Source organism: Sulfitobacter sp. LC.270.F.C4 (assembly GCF_032922545.1).
Classification (GTDB): domain Bacteria; phylum Pseudomonadota; class Alphaproteobacteria; order Rhodobacterales; family Rhodobacteraceae; genus Sulfitobacter; species Sulfitobacter profundi.
Window position 1 is genome coordinate 2581749 of sequence record NZ_CP136692.1, and the last position, 17382, is coordinate 2599130.

Below are 17382 nucleotides of genomic sequence, written 5' to 3' on the forward strand. Positions count from 1 at the left end.
CCCTCAAAGCCCTTTGGCGTGATAGCTGGCCGCGACCTTTTCAATCGAGACCAGATAGGCGGCCGTGCGCAGGTCATCGACGTCGTCGCGGCTGTGCCAGACATGCGCCATCGCCTCATAGGCCGTGCGCATCGTGTCGTCCAAGCCAGAGCGGACCAGCTCCAACTCGCCCGCGCCGCGCAGGTACTTCTCTTTGAAGTTCGGGCTCAGCGTCCAACCCAGTTGCTTGTCCGCGCTCAGCCGCTCAAGCTCGTCCACCACCAGTTGGTGACGCGATTCCTCGGCGCGGCGCTGCATACGGCCAAAGCGGATGTGGCTAAGGTTCTTGACCCACTCGAAGTACGAGACCGTCACACCGCCCGCGTTGGCATACATATCCGGCACGATGACCGTGCCCTTCTTGCGCAGCACCTCATCCGCCCCGGCGGTCACAGGGCCGTTGGCGGCCTCGATGATCAGCGGCGCTTGGATACGCTCGGCATTGCTGAGGTTGATGACACCTTCAAGCGCGGCAGGGATCAAGATATCGCATTCTGCTTCCAAAAACTTGGCGCCATCTTCCTCAAACTTCGCATCGGCGTAGCCTTTGATGCTGCCGTGCTTTTCGATCCACTTGTGCACGGCTTCGACGTTCAGCCCGTCTTCGCTGTGCAGCGCGCCATCGCGTTCGATGATCGCGGTGATCTTTGCGCCATCCTCTTCGCTCAGGAACTTGGCGGCGTGATAGCCCACATTGCCGAGACCCTGAATGATGACCCGCTTGCCCTCAAGCTTACCGCTCAGACCGGCTTTCTTCAGCCCCTCGGGATCACGGAAGAAGGCTTGCAACGCATATTGCACGCCCCGGCCCGTCGCCTCGGTCCGGCCTTGGATGCCGCCCGCGTTGATCGGCTTGCCAGTGACACAGGCGACACCGTTGATGTCGGTGGTGTTCATGCGTTTGTACTGATCCGCGATCCACGCCATCTCACGCTCGCCAGTGCCCATGTCGGGGGCGGGCACGTTCTGCGCGGGGTTAATCATGTCGCGTTTGATCAGCTCATAGGCAAAACGCCGGGTGATCAACTCTAGCTCATGCTCGTCGTAGTCGCGCGGATCAATGCAAAGCCCGCCCTTGGACCCGCCAAAGGGCGCTTCGACCAAGGCGCATTTATAGGTCATCAGCGCCGCCAGCGCTTCGACCTCGTTCTGGTTCACGGCCATGGAGTAGCGGATGCCGCCCTTCACAGGCTCCATATGTTCCGAATGCACCGAGCGGTAGCCGGTGAAAGTATGCATACGGCCCCGCAGGCGGACGCCGAAACGCACCGTGTAGGTGGCGTTACAGACGCGGATTTTCTCTTCAAGACCGGGTGGCAAATCCATCAGCGCGACCGCGCGGTTGAACATCAGGTCCACACTGTCGCGGAAACTCGGCTCATTGGCTGGATTCATCGGTCTCTCCTCTTCTTGTCTGGCCGCGTTACCTCTGTTGCGGGGCGCGACTCATCTGGCTGCCCTAGGGGCATGCTGCCGCACCGTAGGACGCCTCATGACGGGGTGCGACCTAATTCAGCGCGAATTGCAAAACTTTATCAACCCTGGGTAGGGCCGGGAAACACGCCCTCCCCGTTCGGTGGAAATCAGCCGGCGCTAGGTGGGTCATTTCCATGAAAACCTGCCCGGAACGCTGCCTATTGCCCCAGATGCGCCAAACTCTGGACACTTTCCCACAGCACAACAAGGGCAAGGCAAATGCCGCCCATTCCCTTTGGTGCCCGCAGGACGCCACAGGAAGAAAGGTTGATGACGATGCGCAAGACATCTCACAGTTCGGAACGTTCCCCGCGGCCCCTGCCCGCGCTGCTTCGGCGTTTTGCGCGGGAAGAAGACGGGTTGGTCACGCTTTTCGCCATTCTGATGATCCTGTTGATGATCCTTTTGGGCGGTGTCGGGGTGGACCTGATGCGCCATGAACGTGAACGCTCTCGGGTGCAGGCCGTGGCCGACCGCGCCGTGCTGGCGGCAGCTGACCTTGATCAGACGCTCAGCCCCGAAGCTGTGGCCCGCGACTATTTCGACAAGGCAGGGCTGGCCGAATATGTCTCAAGCGTCACGGTCGAAGAAGGGCTGAACTACCGCCGCGTCACGGTCGATGCCTCCCATACCCTGAACACCATGTTCATGAGCAAATTCGGCCAAGACAACCTGCGGGTCCCCGCCAAATCCCAAGCCGAGGAAAAGGTGAACAAGGTCGAGATTTCCATGGTGCTCGATATCTCCGGCTCCATGCGGGAGAACGGCAAAATGGCCAACCTACACGATGCAAGCGATGCCTTCATCGACACGGTGATCAAACCCGAGAACGCCGACCTGATCTCAATCTCGGTGGTGCCCTATACCGCGCAGGTGAACGTCGGGCAGGACATCATGAATGAGCTGAACGTCACCCAACTGCACTCCTTTTCGCACTGCGTTGATTTTGACGACAGCGAATTTGATCTCACCGCCATCAGCCAGACCCGCAGCTATGAGCATATGCAGCATTTCGAGGCGGGATATAGCTGGAACGGCTATGACCGCGAGAACACCGGGCGCTATGACAACATCTATAATCCCGGCTGCCCGAAACAAAGCTATGAAGAGGTGGCCGCCTTCTCGCAGAACGCCGCCGCGCTGAAGGCCCGTATCTCAAATTTCCAGCCCCGCGCGAATACTGCCATCCATCTGGGGATGAAATGGGGCGTGGCCCTGCTCGACCCGTCCTTCCGGGCGATCAACCAGGCCACGGGTGGCGAGGCTGCATTTCAAGATCGCCCTGCGGCCTATGATGATATCGAGACGCTTAAGACAGTGATCCTGATGACTGACGGCGTGAACGTGACCACCCGCCGGATCAACCCGCAGGTCTATGCCAACATGGACCACTACCGCCACTGGAGCGATTACCCCTTTTATTGGTGGCTCAACCGCAATGTCCGCTCAAGCGAGCAATACCGCTGGTATTACACCAAATACACCGCCTCGCGGGCCGACGCCCTGTTGGACAACATCTGCGACGCGGCCAAGGCCAAGGGCATCGTGATCTGGTCGATCGGCTTTGAGGTGACCGACCATGGCGCGTCGGTCATGAAAAACTGCGCCTCTTCCGACAGCCATTTCTTCCGCGTCGAAGGGGTCGAGATCGTCAGCGCCTTTGAGGCCATCGCCCGGCAAATCAACCAGTTGAGGCTGACGCAATGATACAACGCAGCATCAAAGCATGGCGCCGGTTTCGCGGCGATGAGGATGGATCGGCGATGCTGATAGAATTCGCCATCCTGTCGCCGCTGCTGTTTGGCTGTCTGCTTATGTCGGTCGAAATGAGCTTTTACGCCATCCGCCACATGCTCCTTGATCGGGGCTTGGACATGACGGTGCGCTATGTCCGGCTAAACACCAACACACCGATGACGCATCAAACCATCAAGGACAAAATCTGTGAATCGGCGATCTACTTGGAAGACTGCAGCGAAGTCCTGCGTCTTGAGATGATCCAAGTGGATCCGCGCAATTTTGCAAGTTTCGATCAGTCACCCGATTGCGTCGACACCTCCGAAGACCCCAAACCGGTGCGCGGCTGGACCCTCGGGGTCGAGCATCAGTTGATGCTGCTGCGCGCCTGTGCCCGGTTTAAACCCTTCTTTCCGACCACCGGCCTTGGCTATGCCCTTGAGAAAGACGGCGCGGGCCGTGTTTCCATGGTCTCCAGCGCGGCCTTCGTACAGGAGCCGAACTGATGCGTACGCTCATCTCTCTGCTGGCCCGGTTCAAAGGGCGCGAAGACGGCTCGATCGCCGTTGAAACGGTGATCATGCTGCCGTTGATGTTCTGGGCCTATCTGGCCATGTATTCGACCTTTGACACCTTCCGCATGTATAACCTCAACCAGACGGCGGCCTATACCGTGGGCGATGCCATCTCGCGGGAGACGCAGGCGATTGACCCAGACTACCTGCAAGGAATGCAGCAACTTTTCGAATATCTCACCCGTGGCACAGGGCAAACCGACATGCGGGTCAGCTCGATTTGGTATGATGAGGCCAACAACCGCTACCATACGGATTGGTCGCAGGTGCGCGGCACCCCCACCCCTCTGACCAGCGATGACGTGCGCAATTGGCACGACAAGCTGCCGGTGATGCCCAACAACGAACGTGTCACCTTGGTCGAGACATGGCGCGATTTCGAGCCACTGTTCAAAACCGGGCTCGAGCGCCGCGATATCTATAACTTCGTCTTCACCCGTCCGCGCTATGCGCCGCGCACGGTCTGGTCAGACGGTTAAGCCGCGTCACGCTCGGCCAGTTTGGCGCGGATGATCTCGGCGATCAGCTTGGTCTCGTTGGCCGGGGTCATGCCACCAACACCAATACGGCGGCCAAGGCTCCACCACAGGCCCAAGCGCCAGCCCCGCGCCACGCGGCGGTTGGTCTTGAGCAGGAAACCGTTTGAGGGTTTGACCGCGAAAGCCCCCTGATCAATGCGGGCGATTTCGTCGATGCGGACGATCACCCGGCCATCGGCATCGCGCAGCGCCTCATTGGTGAGTTCCACGCCGCTGGCGGTTGAGCGGCGCATCAATTCGGCAATGCCGATGAAGCCCAGCCCCACCAGCGCCAGCGCGATCTGCCACCCCGGATCGGGCGAACGGGTGAGCGCGGAATAGATCAGCAACAGCCCCAGCCCCGCCAGCGACAAAAGCCCCACCCCGCGCCGCGCGGGAGAGGCTTTGGCCCTGGCCAGCACGGTTTCCGCGCCGCTGTGCATCGTCTGGGGGGTATCGGTCATCGGCCGGGCTTTCTGAGGGGCAATGGGGCCGCACGCCTGCCGCCGCCTGCCGATTTCATTCGCCCTCGGCCTAGCCCGCCGCCCCGCAAAGGGCAAGACCGCGCGCCCGGGGGCGCCCTGCCCGATTAACGCTCAGCCTTGCCCTCGCGCTTGTCTTTTTTGCGGGCGTGCCCGGCTTGCAACCGCTCTTGCAGCTTGTCGGCATAGGCTTTGCGGGCGGCGGCATCCATCGCGCTGACCTCGGCCAGCCATGCGTTATGGGCCACGGTTTGAACACTGGCCGCAGCCTCTCCTTGCGCGGCGAGCACCGCCGCGGCCACATCCGCCTGAAACGGCTCTGCCCGCAGCGCGGCAAGCATCTCGTCATAAAGCGCGCGCCGTGCCGCCCGGTCGAGGTGATGCGCCTTGCCGCTGCTGCGCATCTTGCCGTGCAGATCGCGCCGCGCTTCGGGCGGCAGCGCCTGCACATAGGGCGAAGCATAGCTGCGCAGCCCCGGCAGATCGCCATCGCCGCGCGGCCCCGGCCCGCCATGACGCCACATCGCACCGCCAAGCGCGCCGAGGATCATCACGTTCAGCGCCAGCGACAGACCAAGCGCCAAGCGCATCAGTCGCCTGCGCCGTGGTGTGGGAACCTGTGTCATCTCAACTTTCCTCCATGTCCCAGCCAAAACCACCCAGTTCTGTGCCTGTATCGGCTTCGCCCGTGTCCAATGTCTCGGCCGTCCATGTGCCAGAGACGAATTGTCCGGCGAGATCCGGCATGCCCTCGGGCGGGGCGACGCCGACCCAAATCCCAACCGCCGCGGCAGTGGCAAGACCGCTTAGCCCCGCCGCACCACCCAAAAGCTGCCAAAGTGCTTGGTGCCACGGCTGGCGCGCTGCTTTGGGCATATGCGCTTCGGCATCGGCCAGAACCCGCGCTTGCAGATCGGCAGAGACCTGTGGCGGAGTAGCCCGGGCTGCGGCAAAGAAATTTTCCAGTGCGGCGTCACTCAATGCCCCATCACTTAATGCGTCGTCAAAGTCATTCATTTTCAAACCCCAATGCGTCCCGTTGCGCAGATAGCTGCGCGGCCAACGCCCGTTTGCCCCGTGCGGTCAGGCTCTCCACCGCTTCGACCCCAATGCCCAAGACTTCGGCAATTTCGGGGTTTGCCATACCGTCAATGTGGCGCAGCACCACCGCCTGACGCTGCCGGTCGGGCAGGCTGGCCAGCGCCTGTTGCAGCGCATCCACACGGGCGGCCTGCTGCATCTTCTGTGCGGCACCCGGCGTCGGATCGACCGGCTCGGCCACGTCATCAAGCCCTGCCGCCCCCGCGCCACGACGGCGCAGACGGTCAGTGCAAAGGTTGGCCACGACGCGATAAAGCCATGTGGTGACCTTGGCCTCACCTGCGCGCCACTTTGGCGCCTGACGCCACAGCCGCAGCATCGCTTCTTGGGCCACATCCTCTGCCTCGGCACGGTCGCCGAGCACCCGCAGCGCATGGCCGTGAATGCGCGGCACCAGCCGGGCCGTCAACAGCCGCGCCGCCGCCGCATCGCCGCTGGCGTAGCGCTGCAACAACTCGGCATCCGCATCGTGCTGCTCGTCGGACAAATCCTGCATCCCGTCCATCGCTAAGGCCCGGGCGCGCCATGATCAAGCGCGCCCGACGCATCATTTAGTCGCGCTGCGGCTTGTCATGGTCCATCTTCTGGCCCTTGCCGTGGCGCTTGCCATGCATTTTCTTCGCCGCTTCGAACTCTTCGGCGCTGATGCTGCCGTTTTCGTCCTTGTCCAGACGCTCGAACATCTTGGCGGGGTCGTGGCGCTGCGTCATCTCTTCCATCGACAGCTTGCCGTCGTCATTGGCGTCCATACGCTCGATCATGCGCTCGCCGCCTTTGTGACCGCGCTTGCCGTCCTTTTTGCCGTCGCGCTTGTCACCGCGTTTGTCACCCATGGCTTCCAGTTCAGAGGCATCAAGGCTGCCGTTGCCGTCGGTGTCGAACCGCTCCAGCATCTCGGCCGAACGCTCGGCCTTGCGTGCCTCGCCTGCGGCTTTCAACTCTTCGCCAGTCACGAAACCGTCGCCATCGGCATCAACCTTGGCGAAACGCGCCTCGGCGTGGGCTTGAAACTCTGCCTGTGTGATCTCGCCGTTGCCGTCAGCGTCAAGCTGCTGGAACCGGTCCTGCCCGCTTGGCTGCGCGGTGGCGGCGACGGCACCGATGGCCAACAATCCGCTGAGGGCTGCGATCTTCATATTGGTACGAATGGTCATCTTGATACTCCTCGTTTTTTAAAGATCGTCTCACGCTTTTGCGCCGCGATCACAGGGTCAAACGGCTGGCGCCAGAACTTCCGTCGCTCGAACCCGAAGTTTTTTCAAAAAATCGGCAAAGCCCCGCCCCCTGCGCGACATGGCGCCGCAACGGCGTCCTCAAGTCTTTTCATTTCACGCCCCAGCCTGCATCTACCCCTCAACCAAAGGATCGCCCCCATGTCACAGACACAGCAATTGGCCCCCGACACTGCCGAGACGCAAGACAGCGAAGAGCGGCCTCGCCTGCCCGCCATGCTGCGCGGCTGGCGTGGCAAATGCCCCTCTTGCGGGGGCGGGCAGTTGTTGCACGGCTATCTTAAGGTGAATGACGACTGCGCCGTCTGCCGCCAAGAGTTCCACCACCACCGCGCCGATGACGGCCCGGCCTATCTGACCATTCTGCTGGTCGGTCACCTGCTGGCACCGGGGCTGCACATCGCTTTCGTCGTCTGGCGGCCCGAGCCTTTGACCCTGTTCACCATTTTTGCGGTTGGCTGCACGGCGCTGTCCCTCTACCTTCTGCCCAGACTGAAGGGGGCCATGATCGGCTTTCAATGGGCCAAAAGGATGGGCGGCTTCGGCGGCACCACCTAGCGCGGCCCGCCCTTCGGCCCCTGACCGCCGGAGCATCGCCGCATGACCATCGACAAGACCAAAATCCGCAACGCCGCCACGGTGATCGTGCTGCGCGACCGCCATGTGACCCCGCATATCCTGATGGGGCAACGTGGGGCCAAGGCGGCATTCATGCCCAATAAATTCGTTTTTCCCGGCGGTGCAGTCGATGCGACCGATGCGCAGGTGCCGCTGGTCGCGCCGGTGAACGCGCTCTGTCACGGCAGGCTTTGCGATGACGCCGAACCGTCCTTGGCCCATGCCATCGCCGTCGCCGCCATTCGTGAGTTGTGGGAGGAGACCGGTCTGGTGCTGGGCCGCAAGGGCGCGTGGGAGGGCGACGTGCCCGCCGATTGGCAGACCTTTGCCGCTACGGGGCACTTGCCCGACGCCTCTGCCCTGCAATTCGTGTTTCGCGCGCTGACACCTCCGGGCCGTCCGCGCCGCTTTGATGCGCGGTTCTTTTTGGTCGACGCCGAAGACATCGCCAGCGATCCGGATGATTTCGATGCCGCCTGTGATGAGCTTTCGCATCTGCAATGGGTGCCGCTCAGCCGGGCGCGGTCGTTTGACATGCCCTTCATCACCGAGGTCGTGCTGGCCGAAGTCGCCGCCCGCGCGCGCGATACCAATCCGCCCGCCTCGGTCCCGTTTTTCAAAAACAACGACGAAGAGAGCCTGTTCCTGCGTCTGCATGGCCGCCCGATGACGGGCTAAGTCGCCAGCACCAGCGCCAGGATCGACAGCGCCAGCACGGCCATCCCCGCCCATTCCCGGCGCGAGATCCTTTCGCGGAAAAACAGAGTTGAGGCGGCGATGCTCAGCATCAACTCCACCTGCCCCAAAGCCTTCACATAGGCCGCGTTTTGCAGGGTGAAGGCGATGAACCAGCACAGCGAGCCACCCATCGAGGTCAGCCCAATCCAGACCGCCACCCGCCGCGCCGCCCAAACCCGGCGCATCTGTCCCGGTTCGCGCAGCCGCAGCCAAACGGCCATGATCAGCGTCTGCATCAGCACCACCGCCGCCAGCGTCACGCCCGCGCGCAGCAGCGGATCGTCAGAGACCACGGCCAGCGACGCGCCGCGATAGCAGACCGCCGAGATGGCGAACAAAAAACCCGAAGCAATCCCCAGCCCCGCCGCGCGGTTGCGCAGATCGGCCAACCGCAGCCCCTTGGCCTCGGCCCCGCCGGACAGAAGCAGCAGCCCCACCACGCCAAGCGCAATGGCGGAAAACCCCGCGCCCGAGACACCTTCGCCCAGCACGATCCAGCCCATCAGCACGGTCTGGATCACTTCGGTCTTCTTAAAGGTGATGCCGACGGCAAAATTGCGTTGCTTGAACAGCAGCACCACACAGACCGTCGCCATGATCTGCGCCGTGCCGCCCATCGCACCGTACAGCCAGAACCCCGGCCCTAGCGCCGGCAGCGCCTGCCCGCTAAGGCCCAGATAGAGCGGCAACAGCAGCGCGATAAAGGGCGCGGAGTAGAGAAACCGCGAAAACGTCGCCCCGCCCGCCGACAGCGTATCGGTCGCCAAATGCTTTTGCAGCATGAAGCGCCCGGTTTGAAACGTGGCGGCGGCAAGGGTGACGAGGATCCACAGATCGGGCGCGAAAATACTGTCCATAACAGCCTATAGGCCGAAGCCGGGCGGCAGTGCCAGCGCCGTCGTGGTCAGCGCCTCATTTGCAGCGCGCTGAGGTTGTAGCCGTTGAAATCCAAAATCTCTTGCGCCGCGGTGATCCGGTCTTCGCCGCCTGTCGCCTGACGGTCAAGGATCCAGCCGTACCCCCCCTCGGGGCTGCCGATGACGGCGGTGCGGAACCCCTCATCGACCCAAAGCACCCAGAACGCACGCTCGGCCCCACCCATGGCGGCGCGCATGGTATAGCGCGCCGGCCCCTCTTCGCTCAGCGCCCAGAGGTCACGGCGGTCGGTGCAAGCTCCAGCAGCATGACAGACTTGGCGGTGCTCGAACAGCGTTGGCCCCTGCGGTGCGAAGGTCACCGCGCGCAGATTGGCATCATTGGGAAAGGCCGCCCGGACCTGCCAATCGCCGCCAAACCGCGCCGCGTCATAGCGGCTGGTGGCCCCGATCAGCGCCTCGGCATTGCGAAAGCCGGTCTGCGCGGGCGGCGGTGCGCTGCGGTTGCAGGCGGCCAGTGCGCCGAGCAACACCAGCACAGCGACACGGCGCGCCCCAGAAGATGCGAAACGGCCCATCAATAGGGCATCGGATGGGATTTATGCGCCGCATCAAGGTCGGCCATCACCTCATCGCTCAGGGTCAGGTCGGACCCGCCGAGCGCCACATCAAGCTGCTCAAGGCTGGTCGCGCCAAAGATCACCGAGCCCATGAAGGGCCGCGTCGCGCACCATGCCAGCGCCATCTGCACCGGGTCGATCCCGTGTTTCTGCGCCACATCAAGGTAGGCGGCAACGGCCTCAAAGGCGCGGGGTGTGACGCGGCCGCCCAGGTCTTCGTTCAGCGACAGACGCGATCCAGCGGGCACTTTGCCACCCTGATATTTCCCGGTCAGCAGCCCTGCGGCGAGGGGTGAGAAAGACAGCATGTCGATCTGTTCGTTCACACATGTTTCCGACACATCGGTATCGGCCAAACGGCACATCAGCGAATATTCGTTCTGCACCGAGATCGGGCGCGGCCCGCCCGTGCGCTCGGCCACGGCGGCCCATTGGGTCAGCCCCCATGCGCTTTCGTTGCTCAGACCAAAGGCGCGGATCGTGCCCCGCTCAACCTCGCGCTGCAGCGCGCCGAGGGCGTCTTCCATATGGGTGATGGTCTCGGCCCGGTTCTGACTTGAGGGGTCAAAGGTCCAATTCTTGCGGAACATATAGCTGCCCCGGTTCGGCCAGTGAAATTGGTAAAGGTCGATGTAATCCGTCTGCAACCGCTTCAGCGACCCTTCGATGGCACCGGGGATCGTGTCGGATGAAATCGGAGCACCATTGCGGGCGTGTTGCATCCCCTCGCCGGAATGTTTGCTGGCCAAGACCACATCATCGCGGCGGTTGTCGCGGGCAAACCACTGGCCGATGATCTCTTCTGTCCGGCCAATCGTCTCGGCGCTGATCGGGTTCACCGGATACATCTCGGCCGTGTCGATAAAGTTGATCCCGGCCTCCAGCGCGCGGTCGATCTGCGCATGGCCTTCCTCGGCGGTGTTCTGGGTGCCCCATGTCATGGAGCCCAGACAGAAATGCGAGACCTCGATATCGCTTGAGCCGAGCTTTTTCATCTTCATCTTGTGGTCCTCGCTTGTGATTTGCCCGCAACCTAGCCGCCTGCCCGGCCTTCGCAAGGGCAATTGCCAAGCGCCAATCCCACGGTCCCGGCAAAAATGCGGACCCGGCGCATTCGCGCTTCCGTTCGGGCAGCAATGGACGCAATGTGCCCTCATGCGCCTGCTCATTTCCTTCGCCGCCCTGTTTTTCTCGGTCATCCTTTTGCAACTCTCCACCGGGGGTGTGGGGCCAATTGATGTGCTTTCTGGCGTGCAGCTTGGGTTTAGCCGTCAGGAAATCGGTATGCTCGGCTCGGCGCATTTTTTAGGGTTTTTCATCGGCTGCTGGTGGGCCCCGCGGCTGATGGGCAGCGTCGGCCACAGCCGCGCCTTTGCCGCCTTCACCGCCGCCGGGTCAATCGGGTTGATGGCGCATATGATGGTGGTGGATCCTTACGCATGGGGCCTGATGCGGGTGGCGTCGGGCATGTGCGTCGCCGGGTGCTATACGGTGATCGAGGCGTGGATGCAGGCCAAGGTCACCAATGAGACGCGCGGGCGCACCATGGGGGTTTACCGGGTGGTCGACATGAGCGGTTCGCTCGCCGCGCAGTTGATCGTCGGCGTGCTCGCCCCGGCGTCATATGTCTCGTATAATCTGCTCGCCATCGGCTGCTGTGCCGCACTTTTGCCCCTGACGCTGACCAAAGTCCGCCCGCCAGAGACGCCAAACCAACCACGGCTGCGCCCGCGCCTCGCCTTTGACCGTTCGCCTTTGGCGGCGGCGGGTGTCGTGGTGGCGGCGGTCTCAAGCGCGTCGTTCCGGATGGTCGGGCCGATCTACGGGCAAGAAGTGGGTCTTAGCGCCCCACAGATCGCTTGGTTCCTTGCCGCTTTCGTGCTCGGCGGGGCGCTGGCGCAATATCCGATGGGGATTCTCGCCGACAAATACGACCGCCGCTGGGTGTTGATCTGGCTGTCGGTCGCGGCGATGGGTGGCTGCGCTGTCACGATGATGGGCGCGGGCTATGGCACGGCGGGGATCATGCTTTCGGCAGGGCTCTTTGGGGCCACGACATTCCCGATCTATTCCGTCTCTGCCGCCCATGCCCATGATTTCGCAAGCTCTGACGAGCGTGTCGAACTGTCTGCCGCCTTGATGTTCTTTTTCGCCGTGGGCGCCATCGGCGCGCCCTACCTTGCCTCTGTGCTGATCGACGGTTTCGGTGCATCGGCGTTGTTCGCGATGATCGCGGCGGCCCATGGGGTGCTGGTGGTCTTTGGCCTTGCCCGGATGCGCGCCCGGCCCACGCGCGCAGAGCGTACGCCCTATGTCTATGCCCCCCGGACCACCTTTCTTATCGGGCGCTTGCTGGGCCGCACCCGAGACCGCGACTAGCCGATCCCGTCTTTTGCTGGCAACAGCGCAGCCCTTGCGATAAGGCTGCGCCAAGCACCGGGAATATTGATATGACACGCCACCTCATCACCTCCGCCATCCCTTATATCAACGGGATCAAACATCTGGGTAACCTTGTGGGCAGCCAACTGCCTGCGGACCTCTATGCGCGCTACCAGCGTGGCCGGGGGCAGGATGTTCTGTTCCTCTGCGCCACCGACGAACACGGCACCCCTGCCGAACTCGCCGCCGCCAAAGCGGGCAAACCGGTCGAGGAATACTGCGCCGAGATGTATGAAACACAGGCCCGCATCGCCGAAGGCTTTGGCCTGTCGTTCGACCACTTTGGCCGTTCTTCCAGCCCGCAAAACCGCAAGCTGACCCAGCATTTCGCAGGCGCACTGGCGGATCAGGGGCTGATCGAAGAAGTTTCGCAGCGCCAGATTTACTCCCCCACTGATGGCCGCTTCCTGCCGGATCGCTATGTCGAAGGCACCTGCCCCAACTGCGGGTTCGAGGACGCGCGCGGCGACCAATGTGACAACTGTACCAAGCAATTGGACCCCGAAGACCTGATCAATCCGCGCTCCACCATTTCAGGCGCGACCGATCTGGAGATGCGCGAGACCAAGCATCTGTTCCTGCGGCAGAGCAAGCTGAAGGACGAGCTGGACGACTGGATCAATTCCAAGACCGATTGGCCCGTACTGACCACCTCAATCGCCAAGAAATGGCTGCATGACGGCGATGGTCTGCAAGACCGTGGTATCACCCGCGATCTTAGCTGGGGCGTGCCGGTGAAGCGCGGCGATCAAGATTGGCCCGGCATGGAAGGCAAGGTCTTTTACGTCTGGTTCGACGCGCCGATCGAATATATCGCCTGCGCGCAGGAATGGGTCGATACGGGCAAAGGCTCTGACTGGGAAAGCTGGTGGCGCACCGACAAGGGCGCCGACGACGTGCGCTATACCCAGTTCATGGGCAAGGACAACGTGCCCTTCCACACGCTCAGCTTTCCGGCCACGATCAAGGGCTCGGGCGAGCCGTGGAAGTTGGTGGATTACATTAAATCCTTCAACTACTTGAATTACGACGGCGGCCAGTTCTCCACCTCGCGCGGGCGCGGGGTCTTTATGGATCAGGCGTTGGAGATCCTGCCCGCGGATTATTGGCGCTGGTGGCTGCTCAGCCACGCACCCGAGACTTCGGATGCCGAATTCACATGGGAAAACTTCCAAGCCTCGGTGAACAAAGACTTGGCAGACGTGCTGGGCAACTTCGTCAGCCGCATCACCAAATTCTGCCGCTCCAAATTCGGCGAAGCCGTGCCGGAGGCCGGGGAATACGGTGCGGCGGAGCACGCCTTGATCGAAGACATTACCGCCCGCGTCGCGCGTTACGAGGCGCTGATGGAGGCGATGGAAGTCCGTAAATCCGCCGCCGAACTGCGCGGCATCTGGGCGGCTGGCAACGAATACCTGCAGGCCCAAGCGCCCTGGACCACCTTCAAGACCGACCCCGACAAAGCGGCGGCACAGGTGCGGCTGGCGCTGAACCTGATCCCGCTCTATGCGGTGCTATCGGCCCCATTCATCCCTGCGGCTTCGGCCTCGATGCTCGAGGCGATGAAGGTCGAAGACATGCCTTGGCCCGATAATGTGCCAGCGGCCTTGGGCAAACTAGCCCCCGGTCATGGCTTTGACGTGCCCGAGGTGCTTTTTGGCAAGATCAGCGATGAGGACCGCGAAAGCTGGGCCGAACGCTTCGCCGGCAAGCGGGATTGATAGAAACCGACGGATCAGCGGCGCCGCGTAAGTCGCCGCTGTTTCTTTATGCGCTGATGGGCATTCGCGGCTAGCTGCCCATGGCGCGCCGCGAAGCCCCCTTCCCCAACGCGCGCACCGGTCCCACATCGTTCGCCGCGGCTTCCACGCCCCGAAACCGGATGGTTTGAACCCGCCCATCAGGGCCGCACGCCGCGCTGAACTGTCCGTCGACGATCCGGGCTGTGTCCTCTCCCGGGTGCATCTGAAAACGCCCCTGCGGACACTGCCCCCGCAGGACCTGCGTCCAAAGTTTGCCGATCTCAGCCCCATCGCAAAGCCTTGGGCCAAAAAGATCGTAGATATGCTGCCCGTTCAGACAATCCCCCAGCCCGTAGGTGACGCCGCAGGCCGCCTCATTCGCGTGGCGGACGCGCCCGTCCGGCGCAAAGTCCACTTCGATCTCAGCCATATCGACGTTGACGTTGGAAAGGATGCGCGCACCTTCAGCCCCCGTCAGCGCCGCGTGACAGAAAGTGCGGAAAAGCCCCCCGCAGCGCCGCGCCTTGGGCGCCCCCCCGCCTGTGACGCCATCGTGATTGTGCCTAAACATGCGCCGCTCTGCCGCGAAAACGATGGAGATAAGCGGGAATTGCCCTAAGGTAAGCGGTCCCTCTGAACCAGTTAAGTCCTTGCGGAAAACCAGCCTGTTTTCGCACTGCCTTCCTCGCCCAAACGCACGACGCTGCCGCGCCCGCCCCATCAGCTGCCCGACATGGCGAAACAAGCGAAAAACAAATCGCCGCAATGGGTTAGACGGTTTCACCCGCTCGTTTAACTCTACCATACCCCCGCCTTTTCCTCATCTCGCCGCAATACCGATCATGGCTGAGGTTTAGCGCCCTGCCCTTAAGAGCGAGTTAAAACTGCAGCATAGTGTGAACTTGCGGGGGCCTTATTTTGGCCTTATTCGGCCAGCAATTAACTAAATCTTAGTATTTGATAGGATTAAGATGTTCCGGGTCGCCCACAGTATTCATCATGATCACGACCTCGGACTCGTGCTGCTGGCGGCGCTGCTTTGTATCTTTGGCAGCTGGGTGGTGTCGCGGCTTTATCAGCATGTGCTTGAGCAGCCGCGCGCACAGGCAATGATCTGGTGCTATTTGACCGCGATGACCGCCGGGGTCACGATCTGGTGCACCCATTTCATCGCGATCCTTGCCTATCAGCTCGACGCGCCAGCAACCTTCCATTTCTCCCTGACTTTCCTGTCCCTGATCATCGCCATCGTTGGATCGATCTTGGGTGTCGTCATCGCGGGTCTGTTAAAATCGCGCCGCGCCACGGTTTTGGGGGGGACGATCTTCGGCTTGGCAATCTCGGCCATGCATTACACCGGCATGATCGCCTACCGTGTGCAGGGCACCATCCAATGGGACATGGGCTATCTGGCCGCCTCTGTGATCATAGCGGTGACCCTCGCCACCCTTGCGCTCGGCGCTGCCGGTCGTGGCGGAAAGGGCAGCGTGTTGTGGATGACCGGGCTTTTGGCCTTGGCCATTATCCTATTGCATTTCACTGGGATGGCCGCCTTTCAGGTGACGCCGCTCGCCGCGCAGCCTCTCTATGCCAATCCTGTCGAATACCGGCTCATCGCGCTGATCATCGCCGGAACCGCCGCCATCATCGCGCTGGCCGCGCTTTTCAGCTATGTGGTCGAAAACCGGACACGCAACGAAAGCGTCGAGGAACTGCGTCAGGCCCGCGATGCCGCCGAAAGCGCCAGCCGCGCGAAATCGGAATTCATGAGCGTGCTCAGCCACGAATTGCGCACCCCGCTGACCATCGTCATCGGCTACGCCAGCTTCCTGTCGGAACTCAAGCGTCACAACCTTGCCAAGCTCGAACCGGAGGAGAAACCGGCATCAGAGCATTTCACCAAGATGGGCGATCAGGCGGAACTCTACGGTCAGCGCATCAAATTTGCGGGCGGGCAATTGCTGACCATTATCAACGACATCCTCGATTACACGAATATGGAGTTGAACGACCTCGCGCTGGATAAGACCCCCTTTGATACGCGCATGTTATTGGAGGAAGTGGTCGAGCAGCACCATGGGGCGGCGCATGACAAGACGGCCACGCTGCATATCGACACCCCCCCGCTCACCGTTACCGCCGACCGCCGACGCAGCCTGCAGCTGCTCGGCCATATCGTCGGCAATGCGCTGAAATTCTCCAAGGCGCGCGACATCCACCTACGCGCCCGCCCGCATGCAGGCGGGTTCGTTTTTGAGGTCGAAGACAACGGCGTCGGCATCGCCGCGCAGGACTTCGACCGCATCTTCGAAGCCTTCACCCAGATTGAAGACGCCGACGACCGCGCCGAAGGCGGCACAGGTCTGGGGTTGGCGATCTGCAAGAAACTGGCGCTCGCGCACGGCGGCGACATCACGGTCAAAAGCACCCTTGGCCAGGGCACGATCTTTACCGTCTTCATCCCCGGCGCCACGCAGATGGCGGAACCTGCGACGCTGGCCCAAGCAAGCTAAGTCTTTGAAAAAGGTGGTGCGGGCGGTGGGACTCGAACCCACACGGGGCTACGCCCCAACAGATTTTAAGTCTGGTATGTCTACCATTCCATCACGCCCGCATCGGGGCGCACAATAAGCATCACGTGGGCGGTGTAAATGGGGGAATGCCCCGGCCCGCGGTTTAGGCCGTATCGGCCAGCATGGTTTCTTTCACCGCCTCCATCGCCACATAGGTCGATGTGCTGGCCACATGCGGCAGGGTCGAAATAACCTCCCCCAGAAAGCGCCGATATTCCGACATGTTCCGCGTGCGAATCTTGATCAGATAATCGAAATGGCTGGCGATCATATGGGCCTGTTCGATCTCTGGCACCTTGGCGACGGCGACGTTGAAGGCCCTCAGCGCCGCCTCGCGCGTGTCGTTCAACCGGACCTCGACAAAGGCCACATGGTCGAGCCCCAGCCGGATCGGATCCAAAAGCGCGCGGTAGCCGAGGATCACGCCGCTTTCCTCCAACCGGCGCAGGCGCGCTTGGGTGGGTGACTTCGACAGGCCGATGCGGCGGGCAAGGTCGGTGATGCTGATGCGGCCATCCTCGGCCAGCACCGATAGAATCGCGCTGTCGAACCGGTCCAGATCGAAAAGTTCATTTGCCATGTGATTACCCCATACTTCAGTCTGATCGACTGAA

Annotated in this window: 19 protein-coding genes and 1 tRNA gene; 8 read left to right on the plus strand and 12 right to left on the minus strand. The window is 62.1% G+C overall.

All coding sequences use genetic code 11. The annotated features are described in order from the left end of the window. Positions 1-3 precede the first annotated feature (3 nt). Positions 4-1434, minus strand: a complete 1431-nt coding sequence (locus tag R1T45_RS16490) for a Glu/Leu/Phe/Val family dehydrogenase (protein WP_120350664.1) — start codon at positions 1432-1434, stop codon at positions 4-6. Positions 1435-1791: 357 nt separating this feature from the next. Between R1T45_RS16490 and R1T45_RS16495 the strand changes: the two genes are divergently transcribed. The 3 genes from R1T45_RS16495 to R1T45_RS16505 are packed head-to-tail and all read left to right on the plus strand — an operon-like array spanning position 1792 to position 4306. Then, positions 1792-3222 (plus strand): Tad domain-containing protein, encoded by a 1431-nt coding sequence (locus R1T45_RS16495; protein WP_317389625.1) that lies wholly within the window; start codon positions 1792-1794, stop codon positions 3220-3222. Beyond that, positions 3219-3758, plus strand: a complete 540-nt coding sequence (locus tag R1T45_RS16500) for a TadE/TadG family type IV pilus assembly protein (protein WP_120350663.1) — start codon at positions 3219-3221, stop codon at positions 3756-3758. Before R1T45_RS16495 ends, R1T45_RS16500 begins: the two co-directional genes overlap by 4 nt. Then, entirely contained in the window at positions 3758-4306 is a 549-nt protein-coding gene (locus R1T45_RS16505; protein ID WP_120350662.1) for a TadE/TadG family type IV pilus assembly protein, read from the plus strand. Before R1T45_RS16500 ends, R1T45_RS16505 begins: the two co-directional genes overlap by 1 nt. On the opposite strand, the gene R1T45_RS16510 is transcribed toward R1T45_RS16505, so the two are convergent. The 5 genes from R1T45_RS16510 to R1T45_RS16530 all read right to left on the minus strand — a co-directional run bounded on the left by R1T45_RS16510 (position 4303) and on the right by R1T45_RS16530 (position 7082). Next, positions 4303-4809 (minus strand): hypothetical protein, encoded by a 507-nt coding sequence (locus tag R1T45_RS16510; RefSeq protein WP_120350661.1) that lies wholly within the window; start codon positions 4807-4809, stop codon positions 4303-4305. The two genes, R1T45_RS16505 and R1T45_RS16510, sit on opposite strands and share 4 nt — an antisense overlap. A 125-nt stretch (positions 4810-4934) precedes the next feature. Beyond that, entirely contained in the window at positions 4935-5453 is a 519-nt protein-coding gene (locus R1T45_RS16515; protein WP_317389626.1) for a periplasmic heavy metal sensor, read from the minus strand. A gap of 1 nt (position 5454) precedes the next feature. Further along, positions 5455-5844 (minus strand): hypothetical protein, encoded by a 390-nt coding sequence (locus R1T45_RS16520; protein ID WP_317389627.1) that lies wholly within the window; start codon positions 5842-5844, stop codon positions 5455-5457. After that, the gene (locus R1T45_RS16525) at positions 5837-6433 is read right to left on the minus strand and encodes an RNA polymerase sigma factor (protein ID WP_067626641.1); all 597 of its coding nucleotides are present in this window, start codon (positions 6431-6433) and stop codon (positions 5837-5839) included. The genes R1T45_RS16520 and R1T45_RS16525 overlap by 8 nt, the downstream gene beginning before the upstream one ends. A 46-nt stretch (positions 6434-6479) precedes the next feature. Continuing rightward, positions 6480-7082 carry a calcium sensor EFh gene (locus R1T45_RS16530; protein WP_317389628.1) on the minus strand — a complete coding sequence of 201 codons (603 nt, stop codon included), beginning with the start codon at positions 7080-7082 and terminating at the stop codon, positions 6480-6482. 219 nt (positions 7083-7301) lie between these two features. On the opposite strand from R1T45_RS16530, the gene R1T45_RS16535 reads away from it, so the two are divergent. Both R1T45_RS16535 and R1T45_RS16540 read left to right on the plus strand, forming a co-directional pair. Then, positions 7302-7718 (plus strand): DUF983 domain-containing protein, encoded by a 417-nt coding sequence (locus tag R1T45_RS16535; RefSeq protein WP_132446142.1) that lies wholly within the window; start codon positions 7302-7304, stop codon positions 7716-7718. 42 nt (positions 7719-7760) lie between these two features. Continuing rightward, on the plus strand, positions 7761-8456 hold the full coding sequence (locus R1T45_RS16540; protein ID WP_317389629.1) for an NUDIX hydrolase: 696 nt from the start codon (positions 7761-7763) through the stop codon (positions 8454-8456). Here R1T45_RS16540 and R1T45_RS16545 read toward each other — a convergent pair. Genes R1T45_RS16545 through R1T45_RS16555 form a run of 3 tightly spaced genes read right to left on the minus strand, consistent with a single transcriptional unit; the run spans position 8453 to position 11012 of the window. After that, a complete protein-coding gene (locus tag R1T45_RS16545) occupies positions 8453-9373 on the minus strand; it encodes a DMT family transporter (RefSeq protein WP_067937832.1) in 921 nt (306 codons plus the stop codon). The genes R1T45_RS16540 and R1T45_RS16545 overlap by 4 nt on opposite strands. A 47-nt stretch (positions 9374-9420) precedes the next feature. Then, complete coding sequence (locus R1T45_RS16550; protein ID WP_317389630.1) at positions 9421-9969, minus strand: lipocalin family protein; 549 nt, start codon at positions 9967-9969, stop codon at positions 9421-9423. Next, complete coding sequence (locus R1T45_RS16555) at positions 9969-11012, minus strand: aldo/keto reductase (RefSeq protein WP_317389631.1); 1044 nt, start codon at positions 11010-11012, stop codon at positions 9969-9971. Before R1T45_RS16555 ends, R1T45_RS16550 begins: the two co-directional genes overlap by 1 nt. 154 nt (positions 11013-11166) lie before the next feature. On the opposite strand from R1T45_RS16555, the gene R1T45_RS16560 reads away from it, so the two are divergent. After that, a complete protein-coding gene (locus tag R1T45_RS16560) occupies positions 11167-12390 on the plus strand; it encodes an MFS transporter (protein WP_132446148.1) in 1224 nt (407 codons plus the stop codon). A gap of 71 nt (positions 12391-12461) precedes the next feature. Continuing rightward, positions 12462-14174: a methionine--tRNA ligase gene (gene metG, locus R1T45_RS16565; RefSeq protein ID WP_317389632.1), complete on the plus strand. Its 1713-nt coding sequence runs from the start codon at positions 12462-12464 to the stop codon at positions 14172-14174. A 70-nt stretch (positions 14175-14244) separates the two neighbouring features. On the opposite strand, the gene R1T45_RS16570 is transcribed toward metG, so the two are convergent. Beyond that, positions 14245-14766, minus strand: a complete 522-nt coding sequence (locus tag R1T45_RS16570; RefSeq protein WP_317389633.1) for a PAS domain-containing protein — start codon at positions 14764-14766, stop codon at positions 14245-14247. Between the two features lie 400 nt (positions 14767-15166). On the opposite strand from R1T45_RS16570, the gene R1T45_RS16575 reads away from it, so the two are divergent. After that, complete coding sequence (locus R1T45_RS16575; RefSeq protein WP_260012510.1) at positions 15167-16708, plus strand: MHYT domain-containing protein; 1542 nt, start codon at positions 15167-15169, stop codon at positions 16706-16708. A gap of 14 nt (positions 16709-16722) precedes the next feature. On the opposite strand, the gene R1T45_RS16580 is transcribed toward R1T45_RS16575, so the two are convergent. Continuing rightward, positions 16723-16809: transfer RNA gene (locus R1T45_RS16580), tRNA-Leu, on the minus strand. 62 nt (positions 16810-16871) lie between these two features. Next, the gene (locus R1T45_RS16585; RefSeq protein ID WP_067622609.1) at positions 16872-17348 is read right to left on the minus strand and encodes an Lrp/AsnC family transcriptional regulator; all 477 of its coding nucleotides are present in this window, start codon (positions 17346-17348) and stop codon (positions 16872-16874) included. Positions 17349-17382 lie beyond the last annotated feature (34 nt).